The following is an 18,364-nucleotide window of genomic DNA, read 5'->3' on the forward strand; positions in this document are numbered from 1 at the left end:
ATGTCACGGGCGGGCGGTTCACGGTTCGGTTGGCGCACGCGGGGCGTGCGGCACATGGAGGAGGCATCGGTGGCGGGCGAGTCCCCCGACAGGTCGAAGCAGCGCGAGTCGTCGGCAGAACAGACGTCGGGGAGCGCCGGCCCGGTTCCCGAGAAGCAGGACCCCCGCCTGGCGGTGGCACGGGGGACGGAGTCCTCCGCGAGCGGGAAGCGGGCCTCCGGGGACGGGCGGGGCAGCGCCGACACGGCGACCCGTGTGCTGTCCGTGCGGGAGGCGTCGGCGGACGCGGAAGGGCCCGCGGAGGACCCGGACGCCGCGGACACCGCCGCGCCCGAGGACGCCGACGAGTCGTCGGCCTCCGAGGCGCCCGAGACCGCCGAGACCCCCGAAGGCGGCTCCACGGCGGCGGGCCGCGACGGCCGCCTGCGGGAGGCGGTCGCGGCCTGGGTCCGCTCGGCGGAGCCGGCCGAGGGCACGGGCGAGGACGCCCCGGCTGCGGACGCGGAGGCGGAAGAGGCCTCGCGGGACGACGCCGGTACGGCGGGCGACACGAAGGCCGACGCTGCCGACGCCGAGGACACCGGGAACGCTCCGGCGGACGACGACGCGAAGGCCGACGCCGAGGACGGTGACGGCGGCCCGGTGGCCGGTACGGCCGTGAAGGCCGACGAGGACGCCACGGACGACACGTCCGACGACGCCACGGGCGCGAGCGAGGCGGACGACGCCCCCAAGGGCGCCGACAGCGACGACAGCGCCGACAGCGAGACCTCCACGGCCCACGAGAAGCCCTCGGCCCCCGAAGCGGACGCCGACGGCCCCGAGGACGCCGAGGTGGCCCCTCGTGACGCCGAAGCCGGCACCGACGCCGAGGCCGGCACCGACGCCCCGTCCGCCGACAACGAGGGCGCCACCGACGACTCCGCCGACGCCGACGCCGACGAAGCGGAAGCCGACGACGACAAGAGCAAGGGCGACGACGACGCCCCGGCCCCGGGCTCCGCCGGCTCCGCCACGACCGGCGCCGGTGCCTCCAAGGGCTCCGTCGACCAGCCCACCGCCGTCTTCCGGGCCCCGCGCCCCTCCGCACCGTCCGTCGACCAGCCCACCACCATGCTGAAGCTGGGTGACGCGGCGGCCGCACGCAAGAAGGCCGGCGCCGCCGCCGAGGCCCGCGGCGCCGAGGCCGAGGCCGAGCGGACCAGCAAGTTCGTCGCGCTGAAGCGGCTCGACGACCCCGCGGTGCGGCAGCCCCCGCGCCAGGGCGGTCCCGCCCCGGCCGAGTCGACGACGTTCCTGCCGCAGGTCGGCCCGGAGCGGACGACACAGCAGCCGCTGCCGCCCAAGCCGCCGCTGGACCTGCTGGCCGAGCTGACCAACACCCCGCCGCCCCCGCAGACCCCGCTGCGGACGGCCGTGCGACGGGTGAAGATCTGGACGCCGCTGGTCATCCTGCTGGTGATCGCCTTCGCGGTCGTGCAGAACGTCCGGCCGCTGCCGACACCCACGCTCGTGCTGACCGCCGAGGACAGCTACACCTTCAAGGGCGGCAAGCCGGACATCCCGTGGCCGGACAACGGTCAGGCCGCGCTGGACGTCGACGGCGTCGGCACCTTCGGCTCCTCCGGTGAGCAGAAGCCCGTGCCGATCGCCAGTGTCGCCAAGGTCATGACCGCGTACGTGATCCTGCGCGACCACCCGCTCAAGAGCGGCGCCGAGGGCCCGAAGATCCCGATCGACGCGCTCGCCGAGGAGCAGTCCGACGCCGGCCAGGAGTCGACCGTCAACGTCACCGAGGGCGACCAGATCTCCCAGCGGGAGGCGATCGAGGCCATCCTGATCGCGTCCGCGAACAACGTGGCGCGGCTGCTCGCCCGTTGGGACGCGAAGTCGGAGGACGCGTTCGTCGAGAAGATGAACGAGGCCGCCGAGGACCTCGGCATGGCGGACACGACGTACACCGACCCCTCGGGTCTGAACAACACCACCGTGAGCACGGCCGTGGACCAGGTGAAGCTGGCCAGGGCCGCGATGCAGTTCCCCTCCTTCCGGGAGGTCGCCGCGATGATGTCGTACATCGACTACCAGGGTGAGAGGCACGACAACTGGAACCGGCTCGTCGGCCACGACGACGTCGTCGGCATCAAGACCGGCACCACCACCTCCGCGCTCGGCAACCTCAGCTTCGCGGCGAAGAAGGACGTCGACGGCGAGGTGCACCGGATCGTCGGCGCGGTGCTGCGCCAGCCCGAGGGCGGCGAGGACAACACCATCCTGTCCGGCGCCCTGGAGGCCGGCCGCAACCTCGTCCTGGCCGGTCAGGACGCGCTCCGGGCCGAGACCATCCTGAAGAAGGGCACCGTCGTCGGGTACGCGGACGACGGTCTCGGCGGGCGTACGCCGGTCGCCGTGACGGAGGACGTCAAGGCCGTCGGCTGGGCGGGGCTCTCGGTGAAGCTGACGTTCGCCGGGACCGAGCTGCCGCAGACGGCGAAGGCCGGGACGAAGGTCGGCACGCTCACCGTGGGTGACGGCAAGAACGGCGCCGTCAAGGTGCCGGTCGCCCTGCGGGAGGACCTCGTGGAGCCGGGCTTCACGGACAAGCTGACCCGTCTCACCTGATCCGGAGCCGGGACGCAGCCGGTTCGCCGGCGGACCGGCACGGCCGCACCCCGCGGACCGCAGCCCACCCGGGCGACGGTCCGCGGGGTGCGTGCTAGCGTCACGAAACGGGCAGGAAACGGGCGAGGAACGGGATACGGGGAGTGCCTTCAGGTGGCGACAGCGGAGCCGACACGCGCCGACGACGCAGACCCGGGTCCGGGGGCAGACCCGCGAATACCCGCATCCGAAGCGGAACGCTCTTCGGGGACCGCGGACGGGGCCCCGGGGCCCGCTGAGGGGTCCGCCGGGCAGGCCGAGGGTGCCCGGGAGCCCGGACACGCCCCGCGGTCCCCCGGCGCCGGTGACGCCGGAGCGGGAGACCCGGGCCGCGCCAAGGCCGCCGTCCTCGCCGTGCGCGCCCGCATGCTGCGGCACCCGGTGCTGTCCGTCACCGCGCTCGCCGGCCTGCTGCACGTCGTCTGGTTCTTCACCTTCGCGAACAGCGGCGGCGACCTCGCCGCGCAGGACGCGTGGGCCGAGTTCGTCGGCCGGCACCCCGCCTCCGCGTACAACCTCGCCTGGTACGGCGGGATGCACCCCGTGTCGTACAGCGTGGTGTCGCCCTACCTGATGTCGCTGCTCGGTGTGCGGACCACGATGATGATCGCGGGCACCGTCTCGGCCGGTCTGCTGACGTTGGTGCTGATGCGCAGCCGGTCCGTGCGCAATCCCCTGTGGGCCGCGCTCGCGGGCGTGTTCGCGCTGTTGTGCAACGCCGCCTCGGGCCGGGTGACGTACGGGCTGGGCACGATGTTCGCGCTCGGTGCCGTCGCGGTCGTCTTCTGCTGGCCCTACCGCTGGCGCTACAAGCGGTGGGCGAAGGCGCTGTGCGCGGCCCCGCTGGCGGCCCTGGCGACCATGGCGTCGCCGGTCGCGGGCCTGTTCGTGGGGCTGGTGGCGGTGGCGCTGTTCCTGCAGAAGCGCCGGCCGGGCGCGTGGGCGCTGGGGCTCGCGCCCAGCGCGGTGGTCGCGGTGTCGGCCTGGCTGTTCCCGTTCTCGGGCACGCAGCCGATGGGCTTCGGTTCGGTGATCCTGCCGCTGGTGTACTCGGTCCTGGTGTACCTGCTGGTGCCCGAGGACTGGAAGACGGTCCGCATCACGGCCGCGGTGTACGGGCTCGGGGTGCTGCTGGTCTGGCTGATCAGCTCGCAGATCGGCTCCAACATGACGCGGCTGGCGATGCTGTTCGGCGGTGTGGTGCTGGTGGCGGCGCTGCCGTTCGCCGCGCCCCGGACCCTCAAGTGGTACGCGCTGGTCGTCGCCGTGGTCGGCTTCACCTGCTGGATCGGCTTCAAGTCGGTGGACGACGTCGTGCACACCACGCCCACCGCGTCCTGGGCGCGCGAGCTGGCGCCGCTGGTGAACGAGCTCCAGGAGGTGGGCGCCGAGCGTGGCCGCGTCGAGGTCGTCCCGGCCCGCTCGCACCGTGAGGCGTCCGCGCTGGCGCCGTACGTGAACCTGGCGCGGGGCTGGAACCGGCAGGCCGATATGGAGCGCAACCCGCTCTTCTACGACGACACCCTCAACTCGGCGAACTACCACGAGTGGCTGAAGCGCTGGGGCGTGCACTTCGTGGTGCTGCCGAAGGACGAACCGGACGGTGACGGCGGCCAGCGGGAGCGGGACCTGGTGCAGGGCGGGCTGCCGTACCTGAAGCAGATCTGGGGCGACGCCAACTGGCAGCTGTTCGAGGTGCAGGGCCCGACCCCGCTGGCCGAGCCGAACACGGTCGTGGAGCGCGCCGAGCAGGGCGAGTGGACGCTGCGGGTGGAGAAGCCGGGCCGGATCCTGATCCGGGTGCCGTACTCGCCGTGGCTGGGCCTCGTCGACGCCGAGGGCAAGGCGCTGGAACCGCCGCAGGAGACGGAGGAGTCCGAGAACCGTCCGGAGGACGAGCCGAGGACGTTCGAGAACGTCCACGGGTGCCTGATGGAGACGGAGGAGGACGCCAACGGCGACCAGTGGACGGTGCTGCTGGCGCCGGAGGCGGGGACGTACCGGCTGGCCGCTCCGTACAAGTGGGGCGAGCGGGGGACGCCCTGCCCGGACGAGCTGCGCTGAGGCAGGCCCCGGGGAGAGTTCCCCGGGGCCTTTTCCTGTCACCGTCACGTTCAGCACACTGAACACAGGTCAGCATGACAAACGTTTTTACCTTGTCTTGGCCTTCCGTTTTCTTGTCGTGCTCCCGCCATAGCGCCCACGATGAGCGGGCACTTCGCACCCTTTCCCGTCCCTACCCCGCCCAGGCGAAGTGCCAACCAGCTGAGCGGAGTTCACAAGACGGACCCTGGAAGGGGGGACATGAACGGTCTCGACTGGGCGGTGCTCATCGGCTACTTCGCCGTGATGGTCGGCATCGGTGTCTGGTCGCACAAGCGGGTGGACAACGTCAGCGACTTCTTCACGGCCGGCGGCAAGATGCCCTGGTGGCTCTCCGGCATCTCCCACCACATGTCGGGCTACAGCGCGGTGATGTTCACCGGGTACGCGGGCATCGCCTACACCTACGGCGTGACGTCGTTCGTCACCTGGTCCTTCCCCATCGCCCTCGGCATCGCCATCGGGTCCAGGCTGTTCGCCCCGCGGATCAACCGGCTGCGCTCCCGACTGCATGTGGCCTCACCGCTGGAGTACCTCAAGAACCGCTACGACCTGCGCACCCAGCAGGCGCTGGCCTGGTCCGGGATGCTGCTGAAGATCGTGGACGTGGGCGCCAAGTGGGCGGCCATCGCCACCCTGCTGTCGGTGTTCACCGGGGTCTCGCTGAACCAGGGCATCCTCATCACCGGCGCGGTCACCGCGGTCTACTGCACCATCGGCGGTCTGTGGGCGGACGCGCTGACGGAACTCGGGCAGTTCGTCATCCAGCTGCTGGCCGGCATCGCCATGTTCGTCGCGGTGGTGCTGGAGCTCGGCGACCACGGCGGCTTCCTCGGCGCGTGGGACCAGCCGGAGCTCAAGGGGCACGGGGAACCGCTGGTCGGACCGTACGGCACGGTGTTCCTGCTGGCGTTCCTCTTCATCAAGCTGTTCGAGTACAACGGCGGGATGCTCAACCAGGCCCAGCGCTACATGGCCACCCGCGACGCCCGCGAGGCGGCGCGCTCGGCGCGGCTGTCGGCGGTGTTGTGGCTGGTCTGGCCACTGGTGCTGTTCTTCCCGATGTGGATGTCTCCCCTGCTGGTGGAGTCCCAGAAGGCGGACGGGTCCGACTCCTACGCCCTGATGACCGAGCAACTGCTGCCGCACGGGCTGCTGGGGCTCGTCATCGTCGGGTTCTTCTCCCACACGATGGCCATGTGCTCCTCGGACGCCAACGCCATCGCGGCGGTGTTCACCCGGGACGTGGCGCCGGTGCTGTCCGCGCGGGCGCGGGCGTGGGGCGAGCGGTCGGGACTGGTGGCGGCGCGGGTCACGACGGTGGTGTTCCTGGGGCTGTCCATGGCCGTGGCCACACAGGTCGACTCGCCCACGTTCAAGGACATCATCACGGTCGTCATCAAGTGGGTGGCCGGGCTCATGGGGCCGATCGCCATTCCGATGATGCTGGGGCTGCTGCGGCCGTTCCGGCGGTCCGGGCCGACGGCCGCGCTGACCAGCTGGGGGCTGGGGCTGGTGGCGTTCTGGCTGGTGAACTATCCGGTCAACTGGGCGGTCGAGGGCGGGGTGCCGCTGGAGTACCAGGTGTCCATTCCGCTGGCCGTGTCGCTGGTGCTGTACGTGGTGATCGGGTTCGTGAAGCCGGAGGACACGGAGGAGCGGGTGGCGGTCATCGAGCGGGTGAACACGGATGGGGACGGGGTGGGTGTTGCCCTGCCGGCGGCTGCGGCTGCGGAGGAGGGGGCCGGGGCGCCGGTGAAGGACTAGGTGGGCCTCGGGCGGGGCGGGGTGGGTGGGTGCACCTACAGGTTTTTCGCCCCCGCCGCCCCTTCCCGTCCCGTCCCTCGGGGGCTCCGCCCCCGGACCCCCGTTCGCGCAGTTCCCCGCGCCCCTGAGCGCGCGGTTCCCCGCGCCCTTGAGGGTGCGGTCCCCCGCGCCTCTAGAGGGTGGACCTCGGGTAGCGGGTCAGCCAGGCCGGGGAGGAGGTCGTGGGGGTGTGGAGGGCCGGGCCCTGGGTCATCTCCATGGCGAAGTCGTCGGCCAGTTCCAGGACCGTGGGGCGGCCCTCCAGTTCGGCCAGCCAGGCCGGCGGGAGGGCCGTCTCGCCGTGCAGGGCGCCCAGCAGGCCGCCGGTCAGCGCCCCGGCCGCCGCGCTGGGACCGCTGTGGTTGACGGCCAGGCACAGCCCGTGCCGTACGTCCTCCCCCACCAGCGCGCAGTACACGGCGGCGGAGAGCAGCCCCTCGGCGGTGGCGTTGCCGAGCAGTTCCGTGACCCGCTCCGGGCCGGGCATCCCCTGCCGTACGGCGCCCAGGGCGCGCTGGAGGGCGTCCGTGACCGGCTGGTGGCCGGGCCGGGCGGCCAGCAGGGCGAGGGTGCGCTGCACCCCGGCGTCCAGGCTGTCGCCCCGGGCCAGCGCGTGCACCAGCACCGCGTACGCGCCCGCCGCGAGGAAGGCGACCGGGTGGCCGTGGGTCTGGGCCGCGCACTCCACGGCGAGCTGCGCGACCAGCTGCGGGTCCCAGCCGACGAGCAGCCCGAACGGCGCGGACCGGGCGGCGGCCTCCGGACCGGCCTCTCCGGGGTTCTTCGGGGCGTCGAGCGTGCCCATGGTGGCGTCGCCGAGCCCGATCAGCAGGGCGCGGGCGGGGTCGCGGCGGGCGTACAGCCATTCCTCCCGCGCCAGCCAGCCGTCCTCCTTGCGCCGCTCGTCCGGGCCCCAGTCGCGCTGCGTGGTGGCCCAGCGCAGGTACGCCCGGTGCAGGTCGGTCGGCGGGTGCCAGGCGCCGGTGTCGCGCCGGACCTGGGCGCGGATCAGGCCGTCCACGGTGAACAGGGTGAGCTGGGTGTGGTGGGTGACGGCGCCGCGCCGGCCGTAGGCGGGGACGAGGTCGGTCAAACCCTCCGCGCCGTGGGTCCGGCGGACGGCGTCGAGGTCCAGTGTGTCCACGGGCGCGCCCAGCGCGTCACCGACGGCCACCCCGAGCAGCGTGCCGCGCACCCGGCTGCGGAAGTCCTGCTGCTCACGGCGCCCCCACACGGGTCCGGCAGTACCAGCCACCTAGACCTCCCGGGGACCGTCCGTACGTACGACGCCCAGCACTGTAATCGAACGTGGACGGTCGGCTGAGAAGCCGGATCGGTATACGGAGTGTGACCCGAGCGGCCGGAAGTGGCCGGAAATCAGCCGTCGAGGTCCTGTACGACCTCCTCGCGCCGCTCCCGCGCCCAGGCGTAGGAGGGGTTCAGCTCCAGGGCGCGGTCCAGGTCGGCGAGGGCCTGGTCGAGGTGGCCCAGGCGGTGGTGCGCCACGCCCCGGCTCGCGTACGCCGACGCGTACCCGGGGTCGAGGGCGAGCGCCCGGTCGTAAGCCTCCACGGCCTCCCGGTCGCGGTCGGCGGCCCGGAGGGCGTCCCCGCGCTCGCAGTGCGCCCACGCGGATTCCGGCTCCACGGCGACGGCGCGGTCGAGGGCGGCGAGGCGGCCCTCCGCGTCACCCAGTTCCCGGGCCACCCGGGCTCGGCGGACCAGTGCCCAGGGGTAGTCGGGCCGCAGCGCGAGGGCCCGGTCCAGGGCGGTGCCCGCCTCCTGCGGATGCCCGAGGGCGAGGCGGGCGGCGCCGAGGGAGGCGTGGGCGTAGGCGTCGGCGGGGTCGAGCGCGGCGGCCCGCTCCAGGTCGGCGGCCGCCTCCTGGTGCCGCCCGAGGACGCGGAGGTACTCCCCGCGCAGGGCGAGGGTGCCGGCGTCGTCCGGGGTGAGGGTGAGGGCCCAGCTCAGCGCGGTGACGGCGGCGGCGTGCTCGGCCCGCGCGGCGTGCGCGAGGGCGCGGTCGCGGTGGATGCGCGCGACGAGAGCCGGGGGGAGCGTGACGTCCGCGGGGGTCATCTCGCGGGCCTGCTCCTCCAGCATCCAGTCCAGGGCGCCCTCGTCCTCGGGGTCGAGGCCGGCCGTCACCGGCTGCCCGCCGAGGTCGGGGGTGCCTCCCCACGCGCCACCGCCCTGTACGGCGGTGCCCGGCGTGGTCGCCGGTCCGAGGTCGCCGCCCCGGTGCAGCGCGCCGGCCGGGGCGGTCAGCGGCGCGTGTCCCGTTCCCGCGAGCAGGGCCTCCAGGACCGCCTGGGTGCCGCCGGAGCTCAGCGCCCTCGCCAGCCGCCCGCCCCACGCGATCACCCCGGGCACCTCCGCGTCCCGTCCCGCGTCCTCCAGCACCCTGATCCAGCGTCCCGCGAGCGCCTCGCCCTGGTCGCACGCATCCACCAGGTCACGCAGGGCGTCCGGGACCGCCGCGTGGCCGGAGGCGCACAGGCGGTGGTACAGCTCCGCCAGCCGCAGCTCGCACCAGCCGTCGTCCAGCAGGAGCGTGCCCGCGTCCCGTCCGCCCTCCGCGGCCTCGCGCCACCGCCGGAAGGCGTCGGCGAGCCGGCGGTGACCGGCGAGCCAGCCCTGCGGGGAGCGTCCGCGCTGGAGCCGCAGCATGGGGGCGCGCACGACGTCGTGGTAGCGGATCCGGCCGCCGAGCCGGTCGGCGAACGGCAGGGTGGCCACCCAGCCGTACAGCAGGTCGGCCCGCTCCGGGTCGCAGTCGGCGGCGACCGCGAACACGTCCGCGTCCAGCAGCCGCGGCAGCGCCCCGGCGAGGGCGGCGGCGCGGCGGGCGGGGTCCGGCTCCCACTTCAGGAAGCGTTCGACGGCGGTGGCGCTCGGGTCGGTGACGTCCTCCGGGCCGGCGGGGCGGGTGCCGGCGACGGTGGACAGCAGCACCGGGAGGCCGCCGGTGAGGCGGAGCGCCTCGGCGACGACGGGTTCGGCGGTGACGCCCCGCTCGGCGAGCAGGCCGCGCGCCTCCGCCTCGGTGAACGGCTGGAGCGGCAGGGACGTCATGAAGTCGGCGAAGGTGCCCCAGCGGGCCGGGTCGGCGGGGCGCTGGCCCGCGGTGACGACGACGACCGTGGCGGGCAGGGCGCCGTGGCGGTCGGTGGTGAGCAGGTCGTGCAGCCAGGCGTCGAGGAAGGGGCCGGTGCGCTCGTAGGTGTCGAAGAACAGGACGATCCAGGGCACGTCGGAGGCGGCGGCGTTCAGCTCGTCCGTGAGGACGGGGGTGAGGACGCCGGCCGGGTCGAGGACCAGCGTCACGTCCTCGTGACTGCGGAAGCGTGCCGAGAGGGTCGAGCGGAGCCGGTCGGCGCCGTGCGCGAGCTGCGCGGGGTCGAGGACGGCGGCGAACGGGGCGACGCCCGGGACCAGTCCGAGTCCGGCCAGTCCGGCGCGGGCGAGTGCCATGCCGCCCGCCGAGGGGCCGCCGTCCGGCACGGGTTCGAGAGCGGCGAGGGCGGCCGTCTCCGCCTCGTGGCGCCGCTCACGGTGGCTGGTCAGCAGCCGCTCCAAATCCTTGAGCCGGTGTCCCTGCGCGGCGAACTGACGGCACATCGCCTCCAGCACCTCGGGCACGCCGCCCGCGCTCTCGTCGACGTACGCGGTCAACGCGCCCTGCTCACGGGCGAGATGCTCGAACTCCTTGACCAGCCTGGTCTTGCCGACGCCCGCGGTGCCGTGGACGTGGAACAGGAAGCGGTGCCGTCCGTCCTCGGGCGCGGTGGTGAAGTTGGCCCGGAACACCTCCCGTTCGGCACTGCGCGCCACCAGCCCGGCCCGCGTACGCAGCCGGACGAGCTCCTGCAACGACACCCGCGCCCGCGCCACCCGAACGTCCTCTCCCCCGCGTCCCGTCCACCCCATTGTGACGCAGCTCGCGGGGCGCCGGGGAGCGGGTGGTGGGGCCCGGTCGGCCGGCTATCCGACCACGCGGACCGTGGTGCCCGGGGTGCCGAAGGTCCACAGGGCCTTGCCGTCCTGTTTGGCGACGCGGATGCCGCCGGTCTTGGCGCCGGGGTCGGCGGGCGGGGGCGAGGAGCCGTCGACCGCGTTGGAGAAGGCGACGAAGACGCCGGACTTCTGGGCGAAGTACATGATGTGCTCCACCGGGACGCCGTCGCTGCCGGTGGTGGCCTCGTTACGAGTGCCGATCGAGTAGGTGCCGGGGTCCGGGGCGACCGTGCCGGGCCACACCGTGAAGGAGTGGCGGGCGGCGTCGCTGGCGTCGACGAGCCAGACCCGCTTCTGGCCGAGGGAGTAGACGATGCGGCGGCCGGTGCCCGAGTCGGCCGGTACCGCCGCCGGCTTCTCCTTCTGCGGGACGGAGGCCGACGGCTTGGGATCGGCCGTCGCCGAGGCGCTCGGCGGGCTGGTGGCGGCGACGGGCTTCGTCCCCTGGTCCGCCTGGACGGCCAGGACCGCCACCACGGCTATCGCCCCCGTGGTCAGCCCGGTCACCCAGGCCCACGAAGGAAGACGGGCAGACACCGGTACGCACTCCTCAGCTACCGAAAGCGGGTCGGATCATCCTACTGCCAGGGTGGGCCTGGCCCGGATCAGTCGAGCACGGGCAGCAGCTCCGGCAGATGGCCGTCCGAGGTCTCGGCGGCACGGCGGCGCTCCTCGGGGACCTCGCCGTAGAGCGTGGTGCGGGGGCGGGCGGGACGGCCGGCCGCCTCGGCGACCGCGATCAGGTCCTTCACCGACTTGTAGGAGCCGTAGGAGGAGCCCGCCATGCGGGAGATGGTCTCCTCCATCAGCGTGCCGCCCAGGTCGTTCGCGCCGGAGCGCAGCATCTCCGCCGCGCCCTCCGCGCCCAGCTTCACCCAGCTCGTCTGGATGTTGGGGATCCAGGGGTGGAGCAGCAGGCGGGCCATCGCGGTGACCGCGCGGTTGTCGCGGATTGTCGGGCCCGGGCGGGCGATGCCGGCCAGGTAGACGGGGGCGTTGGTGTGCACGAAGGGCAGTGTCACGAACTCGGTGAAGCCACCGGTCCGCCGCTGGATGCCGGCCAGGGTGCGCAGGTGGCCGAGCCAGTGACGGGGCTGGTCGACATGGCCGTACATCATCGTGGACGAGGAGCGGATGCCCAGCTCGTGAGCCGTTTCGACGACCTCGATCCAGGTGGCCGCGGGCAGCTTTCCCTTGGTGAGGATCCAGCGGACCTCGTCGTCGAGGATCTCCGCCGCAGTGCCCGGGATGGTGTCCAGTCCCGCTTCCCTGGCGGCGGTCAGCCACTCGCGGACGGACAGGCCGGTGCGGGTCGCGCCGTTGACCACCTCCATCGGGGAGAAGGCGTGCACGTGCATGCCGGGGACGCGTTCCTTCACCGCCCGCGCGATGTCGAAGTAGGCGGTGCCGGGCAGGTCGGGGTGGATGCCGCCCTGCATGCAGACCTCGACCGCGCCGACGTCCCACGCCTGCTGGGCGCGGTCGGCGACCTGGTCCAGCGAGAGGGTGTACGCGTCGGCGTCGGTGCGGCGCTGGGCGAAGGCGCAGAAGCGGCAGCCGGTGTAGCAGACGTTGGTGAAGTTGATGTTGCGGGTGACGATGTACGTCACGTCGTCGCCGACCGCCGACTTGCGGACGTCGTCGGCGACCTCGCAGAGCGCGTCGAGCGCGGGCCCGTCGGCGTGCAGCAGGGCGAGCGCCTCGGCGTCGGTCAGCTTCGTCGGGTCGTCGGCGGCGGTACGCAGCGCCTCGCGCACGTCGGTCTCGATCCGCTCCGGGACCATGCCGGGAGCGGCGGCCTCGCGCAGGGCGTCCCAGTCGCCGTACACCTCGTCGAAGTCGGCGCGGCGGTCGCCGGTGCGGCCCTCGGTGTCGATGGTGCGGTGCAGGTCGGTGCGGCCGGTCGCGGTGAACGCCTCGTCCGGCTCCTGCCACGGCAGCCCCTGGGGCAGCGCGTCCGGGCGGGCGAGTCCCGTCTCCGGGTCGGCGAGCGCCGCCACGTGCGGGCGCAGCCGCGGGTCCAGCCAGGGCTCGCCGCGCCGGACGAACTCCGGGTAGACGCAGAGGCGTTCGCGCAGTTCGAAGCCGGCCGCGCGGGACTGCTCGGCGAGTTCCTCGATCTGCGGCCAGGGCCGCTCGGGGTTGACGTGGTCGATGGTGAGCGGGGAGACCCCGCCCCAGTCGTCGATGCCGGCCGCGATCAGCCGCCCGTACTCGGAGTCGACCAGGTTCGGCGGGGCCTGGAGGCAGGCGGTGGGGCCGAGGACCAGCCGGGCGACGGCGACCGTGGCGACGAGTTCGTCCAGCTCCGCGTCCGGCATGCCGCGCATCGCGGTGTCCGGCTTGGCGCGGAAGTTCTGGATGATCAGTTCCTGGATGCCGTGGTGGGCACGGGCCACCTTCCGCAGCGCGAACAGCGACTCCGCGCGCTCCTCGTAGGTCTCGCCGATGCCGATGAGGATGCCGGAGGTGAAGGGCACGGAGGAGCGGCCGGCGTCCTCCAGGACCCGCAGCCGCACGGCCGGTTCCTTGTCGGGGGAGCCGTGGTGGGGGCCCCCCGGCTCGGACCACAGGCGGGTCGCGGTGGTCTCCAGCATCATGCCCATGGACGGCGCGACCGGCTTGAGGCGCTGGAAGTCCGTCCAGGACATCACGCCCGGGTTGAGGTGCGGGAGGAGGCCGGTCTCCTCCAGGACACGGATGGAGATGGCGCGGACGTAGGCGAGGGTGTCGTCGTAGCCGTGCGCGTCGAGCCACTCGCGGGCCTCGGGCCAGCGGTCCTCGGGCTTGTCGCCGAGGGTGATGAGGGCTTCCTTGCAGCCGAGCGCGGCACCCTTGCGGGCGATGTCGAGGACCTCGTCCGGCGACATGAACATCCCGTGCCCGGCCCGGCGCAGCTTGCCGGGCACGGTGACGAAGGTGCAGTAGTGGCACTTGTCCCGGCACAGCCGCGTCAGCGGGATGAAGACGCTCTTGGAGTACGTGATGACGCCGGGCCGCCCCGCCGCCTCCAGGCCCGCGTCGCGGACCCGGGCGGCGGACGCGGAGAGGTCCGTCAGATGGTCACCGCGCGCCTGGAGCAGGACCGCGGCCTCGGAGACGTCCAGGGAGACGCCGTCCCGGGCGCGTCTGAGCGCGCGGCGCAGGGAGTTCTCGGTCGGGCCGCCGGTTCCGGACGTCGCGGAAGTCGTCATTCTTTGAGCATACGTTCGGGGTGATCAGGACTTCCGCCCCCGCACGAACGGCTGGAGCGCGTCGAGCGCCCGCAGCACCTCCGTCTCCCCCGCCGGCGGCAGCTGCGCGACGACCTCCTCGACGCCCAGCTCGGCGAAGTGCTCCAGTTTGCCCGCGCTGGGCCGGACCGCGTACGGCACGACCTGGAGGGCGGCCGGGTCACGGCCGGCGTCGGCCCAGGCGGTCCGCAGCGCCGGCAGGGACTCGGTCAGGCCACGCCCGCCGATCGGCAGCCAGCCGTCGGCGTAGGCGCAGATGTCCGCGAACAGCTTGGGCCCGGCCGCCCCGCCGACCAGCGTGCGCGGGCCGGTCACCGGGCCGCGCGGCTTCTGCACCGGCTTCGGGTACGCGGTGCTCGCCCGGACACTGCCGAACTCTCCGTCGTAGGCGGTGGGTTCGTCGGCCCACAGGGCGCGCATCAGGCCCATCCGGTCCCGCACGAGCGCCCGCCGGGTGCGCCACTGCACACCGTGGTCGGCGGCCTCCTCGACGTTCCAGCCGAAGCCGAGCCCGAGCGTGAACCGGCCGCCGGAGAGGTGGTCCAGGGTCGCGATCTGCTTGGCCAGGTCGATCGGGTCGTGCTGCGCGGCGAGGGTGATGCCGGTGCCGAGCCCGAGCCGGTCGGTGACCGCCGCGGCCTGACCGAGCGCCACGAAAGGGTCCAGGGTGCGGCCGTACTCGCGGGGCAGCTCGCCGCCCGCCGGGTAGGGGGTGGTCCGCTCGACGGGGATGTGCGTGTGCTCGGGCAGGTACAGCCCGGCGAAGCCCCGCTGTTCCAGCTCCCTCGCCAGCCGGACCGGGGTGATCGTCTCGTCGGTGAGGAAGATCGTGACGGCGATGCGCATGGGCGGCCTTTCGTACGCGGACGACGCCCCATCAATACCCGCGAACCCCGCCCTTGTCCATACCGACCGGTCGGGATCGGCCGGGAGACCGTGTCCGACGCCCGGGCTTCCGCCGCTTCCGCCAACCCCCTTCGCCCCAGCCGCCGGTAGGCTCGGCCGCACCATGACTTCTCGCGCCGAACGCAAGTACCGGGCCGCCACCGCCTTCCAGCGGCGCGTCGGCAACCCGCTGCTGCGCCGGATGCCGTTCCAGACGCTGCTGGAGACCACGGGCCGCGTCTCGGGGCTCCCCCGCACCACCCCGGTGGGCGGGCGGCGCACCGGCGACACCTTCTGGCTGGTCTCGGAGTTCGGCGAACGCTCGCAGTACGTCCGCAACATCAAGGCCGACCCCCGGGTGCGGGTGCGCATCCGTGGCCGTTGGCACACCGGCACCGCCCACCCGATGCCGGAGGACGACCCGGTCGCCCGGCTGCGGCTGCTGCCCCGCCTCAACAGCGCCGCCGTACGGGCCGTCGGCGCGGGGCTGCTGACGGTACGGGTGGATCTGGACGGATGAGGTCGCACATGTGGGGACTCCGTGGGGGCCCGCCGCCTGCCGTGTGATCGGTGTCTCGCACGGCTGACTCCTTCGTCAGGAGAAGGCAAACTGGCGTAGTTGCTCGGGACGCATAGGGGGACTGCATGGACGGTGTGCCGCGAGGACCGGAGCAGCGCCGTGCCGGCTCCTCGGCGGAGCGGGAGGCGCTGCGGTTCGGCGTGCTCGGACCGGTCCGCGCCTGGCGTGGCGAGGAACAGGTCGCCACCGGCAGCCCCCAGCAACGCGCGCTGCTGGCCGCCCTGTTGCTGCGCGAGGGCCGCACGGCCACGGCCGCCGAGCTGATCGACGCCCTGTGGGGCGAGGAGCCGCCCTCCCAGGCGCTGGCCGCGGTGCGCACGTACGCCTCCCGGCTGCGGAAGGTGCTCGGCCCCGGGGTCCTGGTCAGCGAGTCCGGCGGCTACGCGGTGCGCGGGCTCGGAGAGGGCGCGCTGGACCTCGCGGCGGCCCAGGAGCTGGCGACGGACGCGGAGAAGGCCCGCACCGGCGGTGACCTGTGCCATGCGCGCGAGGTGCTCGACCGGGCGCTGGCCCTGTGGGACGGCGAGACGCTGGCCGGGGTGCCGGGCCCGTACGCCGAGGCGCAGCGGGTCCGCCTCGAGGAGTGGCGGCTGCAACTCCTGGAGTCACGGCTCGACATGGACCTGGAGCAGGGCTGCCACGCGGAGGCCGTCTCCGAACTGACCGCGCTCACCGCCGCCCACCCGCTGCGCGAGCGCCTGCGCGAACTGCTGATGCTGGCCCTGTACCGCAGCGGCCGGCAGGCCGAGGCGCTCGCCGTGTACGCCGACACCCGCCGGCTGCTCGCCGACGAGCTGGGCGTGGACCCGCGCCCGGACCTGCGGGAACTGCAGCAGCGCATCCTGGAGGCCGACCCGGCCCTCGCCCAGCCGTCCGCCCCGCTGCCCCAGCAGGCGCCCGCCCCGGTGCGCCCGGCGCAGCTTCCGGCGTCGGTGCCGGACTTCACCGGCCGTGCGGCCTTCGTACGGGAGCTGGGCGAGGTCCTGTCAGCCGCGTCCGGCGCCGAGGCGCAGGTGATGGCGGTGTCGGCGGTGGCCGGCATCGGCGGCGTCGGCAAGACCACCCTCGCGGTGCATGTGGCGCACGCCGCCCGGCCCGCCTTCCCCGACGGCCAGCTCTACGTCGACCTGCAGGGCGCCGGGGCCCGGTCCGCGGAGCCCGAGACGGTCCTCGGCTCCTTCCTGCGCGCCCTCGGCACGGCCGACTCGGCCATCCCGGACTCCCTGGAGGAGCGGGCCGCGCTCTACCGCTCGCTGCTCGACGGCCGCCGGGTGCTGGTGCTGCTGGACAACGCGCGCGACGCGGCGCAGGTCCGGCCGCTGCTGCCGGGCACGGCGGGCTGCGCGGCCCTGGTGACGTCCCGGGTGCGGATGGTGGACCTGGCCGGGGCGCATCTGGTCGACCTGGACGTGATGTCACCGGAGGAGGCGCTGGCGCTCTTCACGAAGATCGTCGGTGAGGAGCGGGTCCGCTCGGAGCGCGAGGCGGCCCTGGACGTGGTGGCCGCCTGCGGCTTCCTGCCGCTGGCCATCCGCATCGCCGCCTCCCGGCTGGCCTCCCGGCGCACCTGGACGGTCTCCTTCCTCGCGGAGAAGCTCGCCGACGAACGCCGCCGGCTGGACGAGCTCCAGGCCGGCGACCTGGCGGTCGCGGCCACCTTCGAGCTGGGCTACGGCGCCCTGGAGGCCACGCAGGCGCGCGCGTTCCGGCTGCTGGGCCTGGCCGACGGCCCCGACATCTCCGTCGCCGCCGCGGCGGCCCTGCTGGACCTGCCGGTGGAGGCGACGGAGGACCTGCTGGAGTCCCTCGTCGACACCTCCCTCCTGGAGTCGGCCGCCCCCGGCCGCTACCGCCTCCACGATCTCGTCCGGCTCTACGCGCGTGCCTGCGCCGAGCGCGACGAGCAGCCGCCCGCCGAACGGGACGCGGCCCGGTCCCGGCTGCTGGACCACTACCTGGCGACGGCGGTGGGGGTGTACGCCATCGAGCGGCCGGGCGACCGGACCGTCGCCCATCTGGAGAAGGGCCGGTACGGAGCCCAGGAGTTCCGCACGGCGGCGAAGGCGCTGGACTGGCTGCACACCGAGGCCGGGCCGCTGCTGGCCTGCGTGCAGCAGTCCCTCGACGCCGCCATGGTGCGCCGTGCCGTCGACCTGCTGGTGGCCACCATCGACCTGGCGGAGTCCGGGGTGGACTCGCGCCAGTACCGGAAGACCGCGATCGCCGCCTGCGAGGCGGCGGCCGCCCTGGGGGACGCCCGGGCCGAGGTGCGGGCCCGCGTCACCCACGCCCAGGTGCTGAGCCAGGCGGGCCGCTTCGAGACGGCCGAGGAGGAGGCCCGGCGCGCCGACACCCTGCTGCGCGGCGCGGACGACCCGTGGGCGAACGGCACCGCACCCAACCAGCTGGGCATCATCGCGCTGTGCACGGCCCGGTACGCCGACGCCGAGGGGTACTTCCAGCGGGCGATCGACGCCTTCCGCGCCGACGGCAACCGCCCGGGCGAGGCCAGCGCGGTCTGCAACCTCTCCCGCACCCTCGCCTCCATGGGCCGCACCACGCAGGCCGTCCGACTGGCCCAGCGGGGCGTGGAGATCTACGACGAGCTGGGGATGTCGGTGCGGCTGGCGAACGCCCGGTACGCCTCCGGCATCGTGCTCAGCCAGGCGGGACGGCCGGCCGAGGCGCTCGCCCAGCTCGACGAGGCGCTGTGCATCTTCGCGGAGAACCGCCAGTCCCTGTGGGAGGGCACCACGCACTACCGCATCGCCGAGGTGCACCTGCGGGCCGGGCGTCCGGCCCGCGCCGCCCGCCACGCCGAACAGGCCCTGGCGATCGGCTGCATCGGCGGCGACTGGATGCGGGCCAACGCCCTGACCGTGCTCGGACGGGCACTGGACACGCTGGACCAGGCGGACCGGGCACGCGCCTGCTGGCGTGAGGCTCTGGCCCTCTACGACGAGGCGGGCTCCGCCGAGGCCGCCCAGGTGCGGCGCCTGCTCGCCCCGCTGTCCGCGGCCTGACCGGCCCGCGCCCACGGCGTTCATCGAACGTTTATGGCGGGCTGTCACTCTCATGG

10 protein-coding genes are annotated in these 18,364 nt (G+C 74.0%); 5 read left to right on the plus strand and 5 right to left on the minus strand.

All coding sequences use genetic code 11. The features are described from left to right. The first annotated feature begins 69 nt into the window (after positions 1 to 69). From F3L20_RS29395 to F3L20_RS29405, 3 genes are all read left to right on the plus strand, one after another. Positions 70 to 2,622 carry a D-alanyl-D-alanine carboxypeptidase gene (locus tag F3L20_RS29395; RefSeq protein WP_240810783.1) on the plus strand — a complete coding sequence of 851 codons (2,553 nt, stop codon included), beginning with the start codon at positions 70 to 72 and terminating at the stop codon, positions 2,620 to 2,622. Between the two features lie 153 nt (positions 2,623 to 2,775). Further along, positions 2,776 to 4,725, plus strand: a complete 1,950-nt coding sequence (locus F3L20_RS29400; RefSeq protein WP_150156862.1) for an MFS transporter — start codon at positions 2,776 to 2,778, stop codon at positions 4,723 to 4,725. Positions 4,726 to 4,965: 240 nt separating this feature from the next. Beyond that, a complete protein-coding gene (locus F3L20_RS29405; protein WP_150156863.1) occupies positions 4,966 to 6,531 on the plus strand; it encodes a sodium:solute symporter family protein in 1,566 nt (521 codons plus the stop codon). A gap of 172 nt (positions 6,532 to 6,703) precedes the next feature. On the opposite strand, the gene F3L20_RS29410 is transcribed toward F3L20_RS29405, so the two are convergent. The 5 genes from F3L20_RS29410 to F3L20_RS29430 form a co-directional block, all read right to left on the minus strand. After that, entirely contained in the window at positions 6,704 to 7,825 is a 1,122-nt protein-coding gene (locus tag F3L20_RS29410) for an ADP-ribosylglycohydrolase family protein (protein WP_150156864.1), read from the minus strand. 122 nt (positions 7,826 to 7,947) lie between these two features. Then, a complete protein-coding gene (locus tag F3L20_RS29415) occupies positions 7,948 to 10,464 on the minus strand; it encodes a tetratricopeptide repeat protein (RefSeq protein ID WP_240810784.1) in 2,517 nt (838 codons plus the stop codon). Positions 10,465 to 10,554: 90 nt separating this feature from the next. Next, the gene (locus F3L20_RS29420) at positions 10,555 to 11,124 is read right to left on the minus strand and encodes a hypothetical protein (RefSeq protein ID WP_150156866.1); all 570 of its coding nucleotides are present in this window, start codon (positions 11,122 to 11,124) and stop codon (positions 10,555 to 10,557) included. 68 nt (positions 11,125 to 11,192) lie between these two features. Continuing rightward, positions 11,193 to 13,781, minus strand: coding sequence for a bifunctional FO biosynthesis protein CofGH (locus F3L20_RS29425; RefSeq protein WP_150156867.1), 2,589 nt, complete (start codon positions 13,779 to 13,781; stop codon positions 11,193 to 11,195). 24 nt (positions 13,782 to 13,805) lie between these two features. Continuing rightward, positions 13,806 to 14,666, minus strand: coding sequence for an LLM class F420-dependent oxidoreductase (locus tag F3L20_RS29430; RefSeq protein ID WP_145826817.1), 861 nt, complete (start codon positions 14,664 to 14,666; stop codon positions 13,806 to 13,808). 163 nt (positions 14,667 to 14,829) lie between these two features. Between F3L20_RS29430 and F3L20_RS29435 the strand changes: the two genes are divergently transcribed. Together F3L20_RS29435 and F3L20_RS29440 are read left to right on the plus strand one after the other, a co-directional pair. Then, a complete protein-coding gene (locus F3L20_RS29435; RefSeq protein WP_145826816.1) occupies positions 14,830 to 15,225 on the plus strand; it encodes a nitroreductase/quinone reductase family protein in 396 nt (131 codons plus the stop codon). A gap of 125 nt (positions 15,226 to 15,350) precedes the next feature. After that, complete coding sequence (locus F3L20_RS29440; RefSeq protein ID WP_150156868.1) at positions 15,351 to 18,308, plus strand: AfsR/SARP family transcriptional regulator; 2,958 nt, start codon at positions 15,351 to 15,353, stop codon at positions 18,306 to 18,308. Positions 18,309 to 18,364: the final 56 nt, after the last annotated feature.

Origin of the sequence: Streptomyces tendae (genome assembly GCF_008632955.1) — a bacterium.
Lineage (GTDB): Bacteria > Actinomycetota > Actinomycetes > Streptomycetales > Streptomycetaceae > Streptomyces.

Bases quoted from the DNA above. Each gene is read 5' to 3' on its own strand.
- F3L20_RS29405 (WP_150156863.1), top strand. From the start codon at position 4,966: ATGAACGGTCTCGACTGGGCGGTGCTCATCGGCTACTTCGCCGTGATG.
- F3L20_RS29425 (WP_150156867.1), bottom strand. From the start codon at position 13,781: ATGACGACTTCCGCGACGTCCGGAACCGGCGGCCCGACCGAGAACTCC.
- F3L20_RS29430 (WP_145826817.1), bottom strand. From the start codon at position 14,666: ATGCGCATCGCCGTCACGATCTTCCTCACCGACGAGACGATCACCCCG.
- F3L20_RS29435 (WP_145826816.1), top strand. From the start codon at position 14,830: ATGACTTCTCGCGCCGAACGCAAGTACCGGGCCGCCACCGCCTTCCAG.
- F3L20_RS29440 (WP_150156868.1), top strand. From the start codon at position 15,351: ATGGACGGTGTGCCGCGAGGACCGGAGCAGCGCCGTGCCGGCTCCTCG.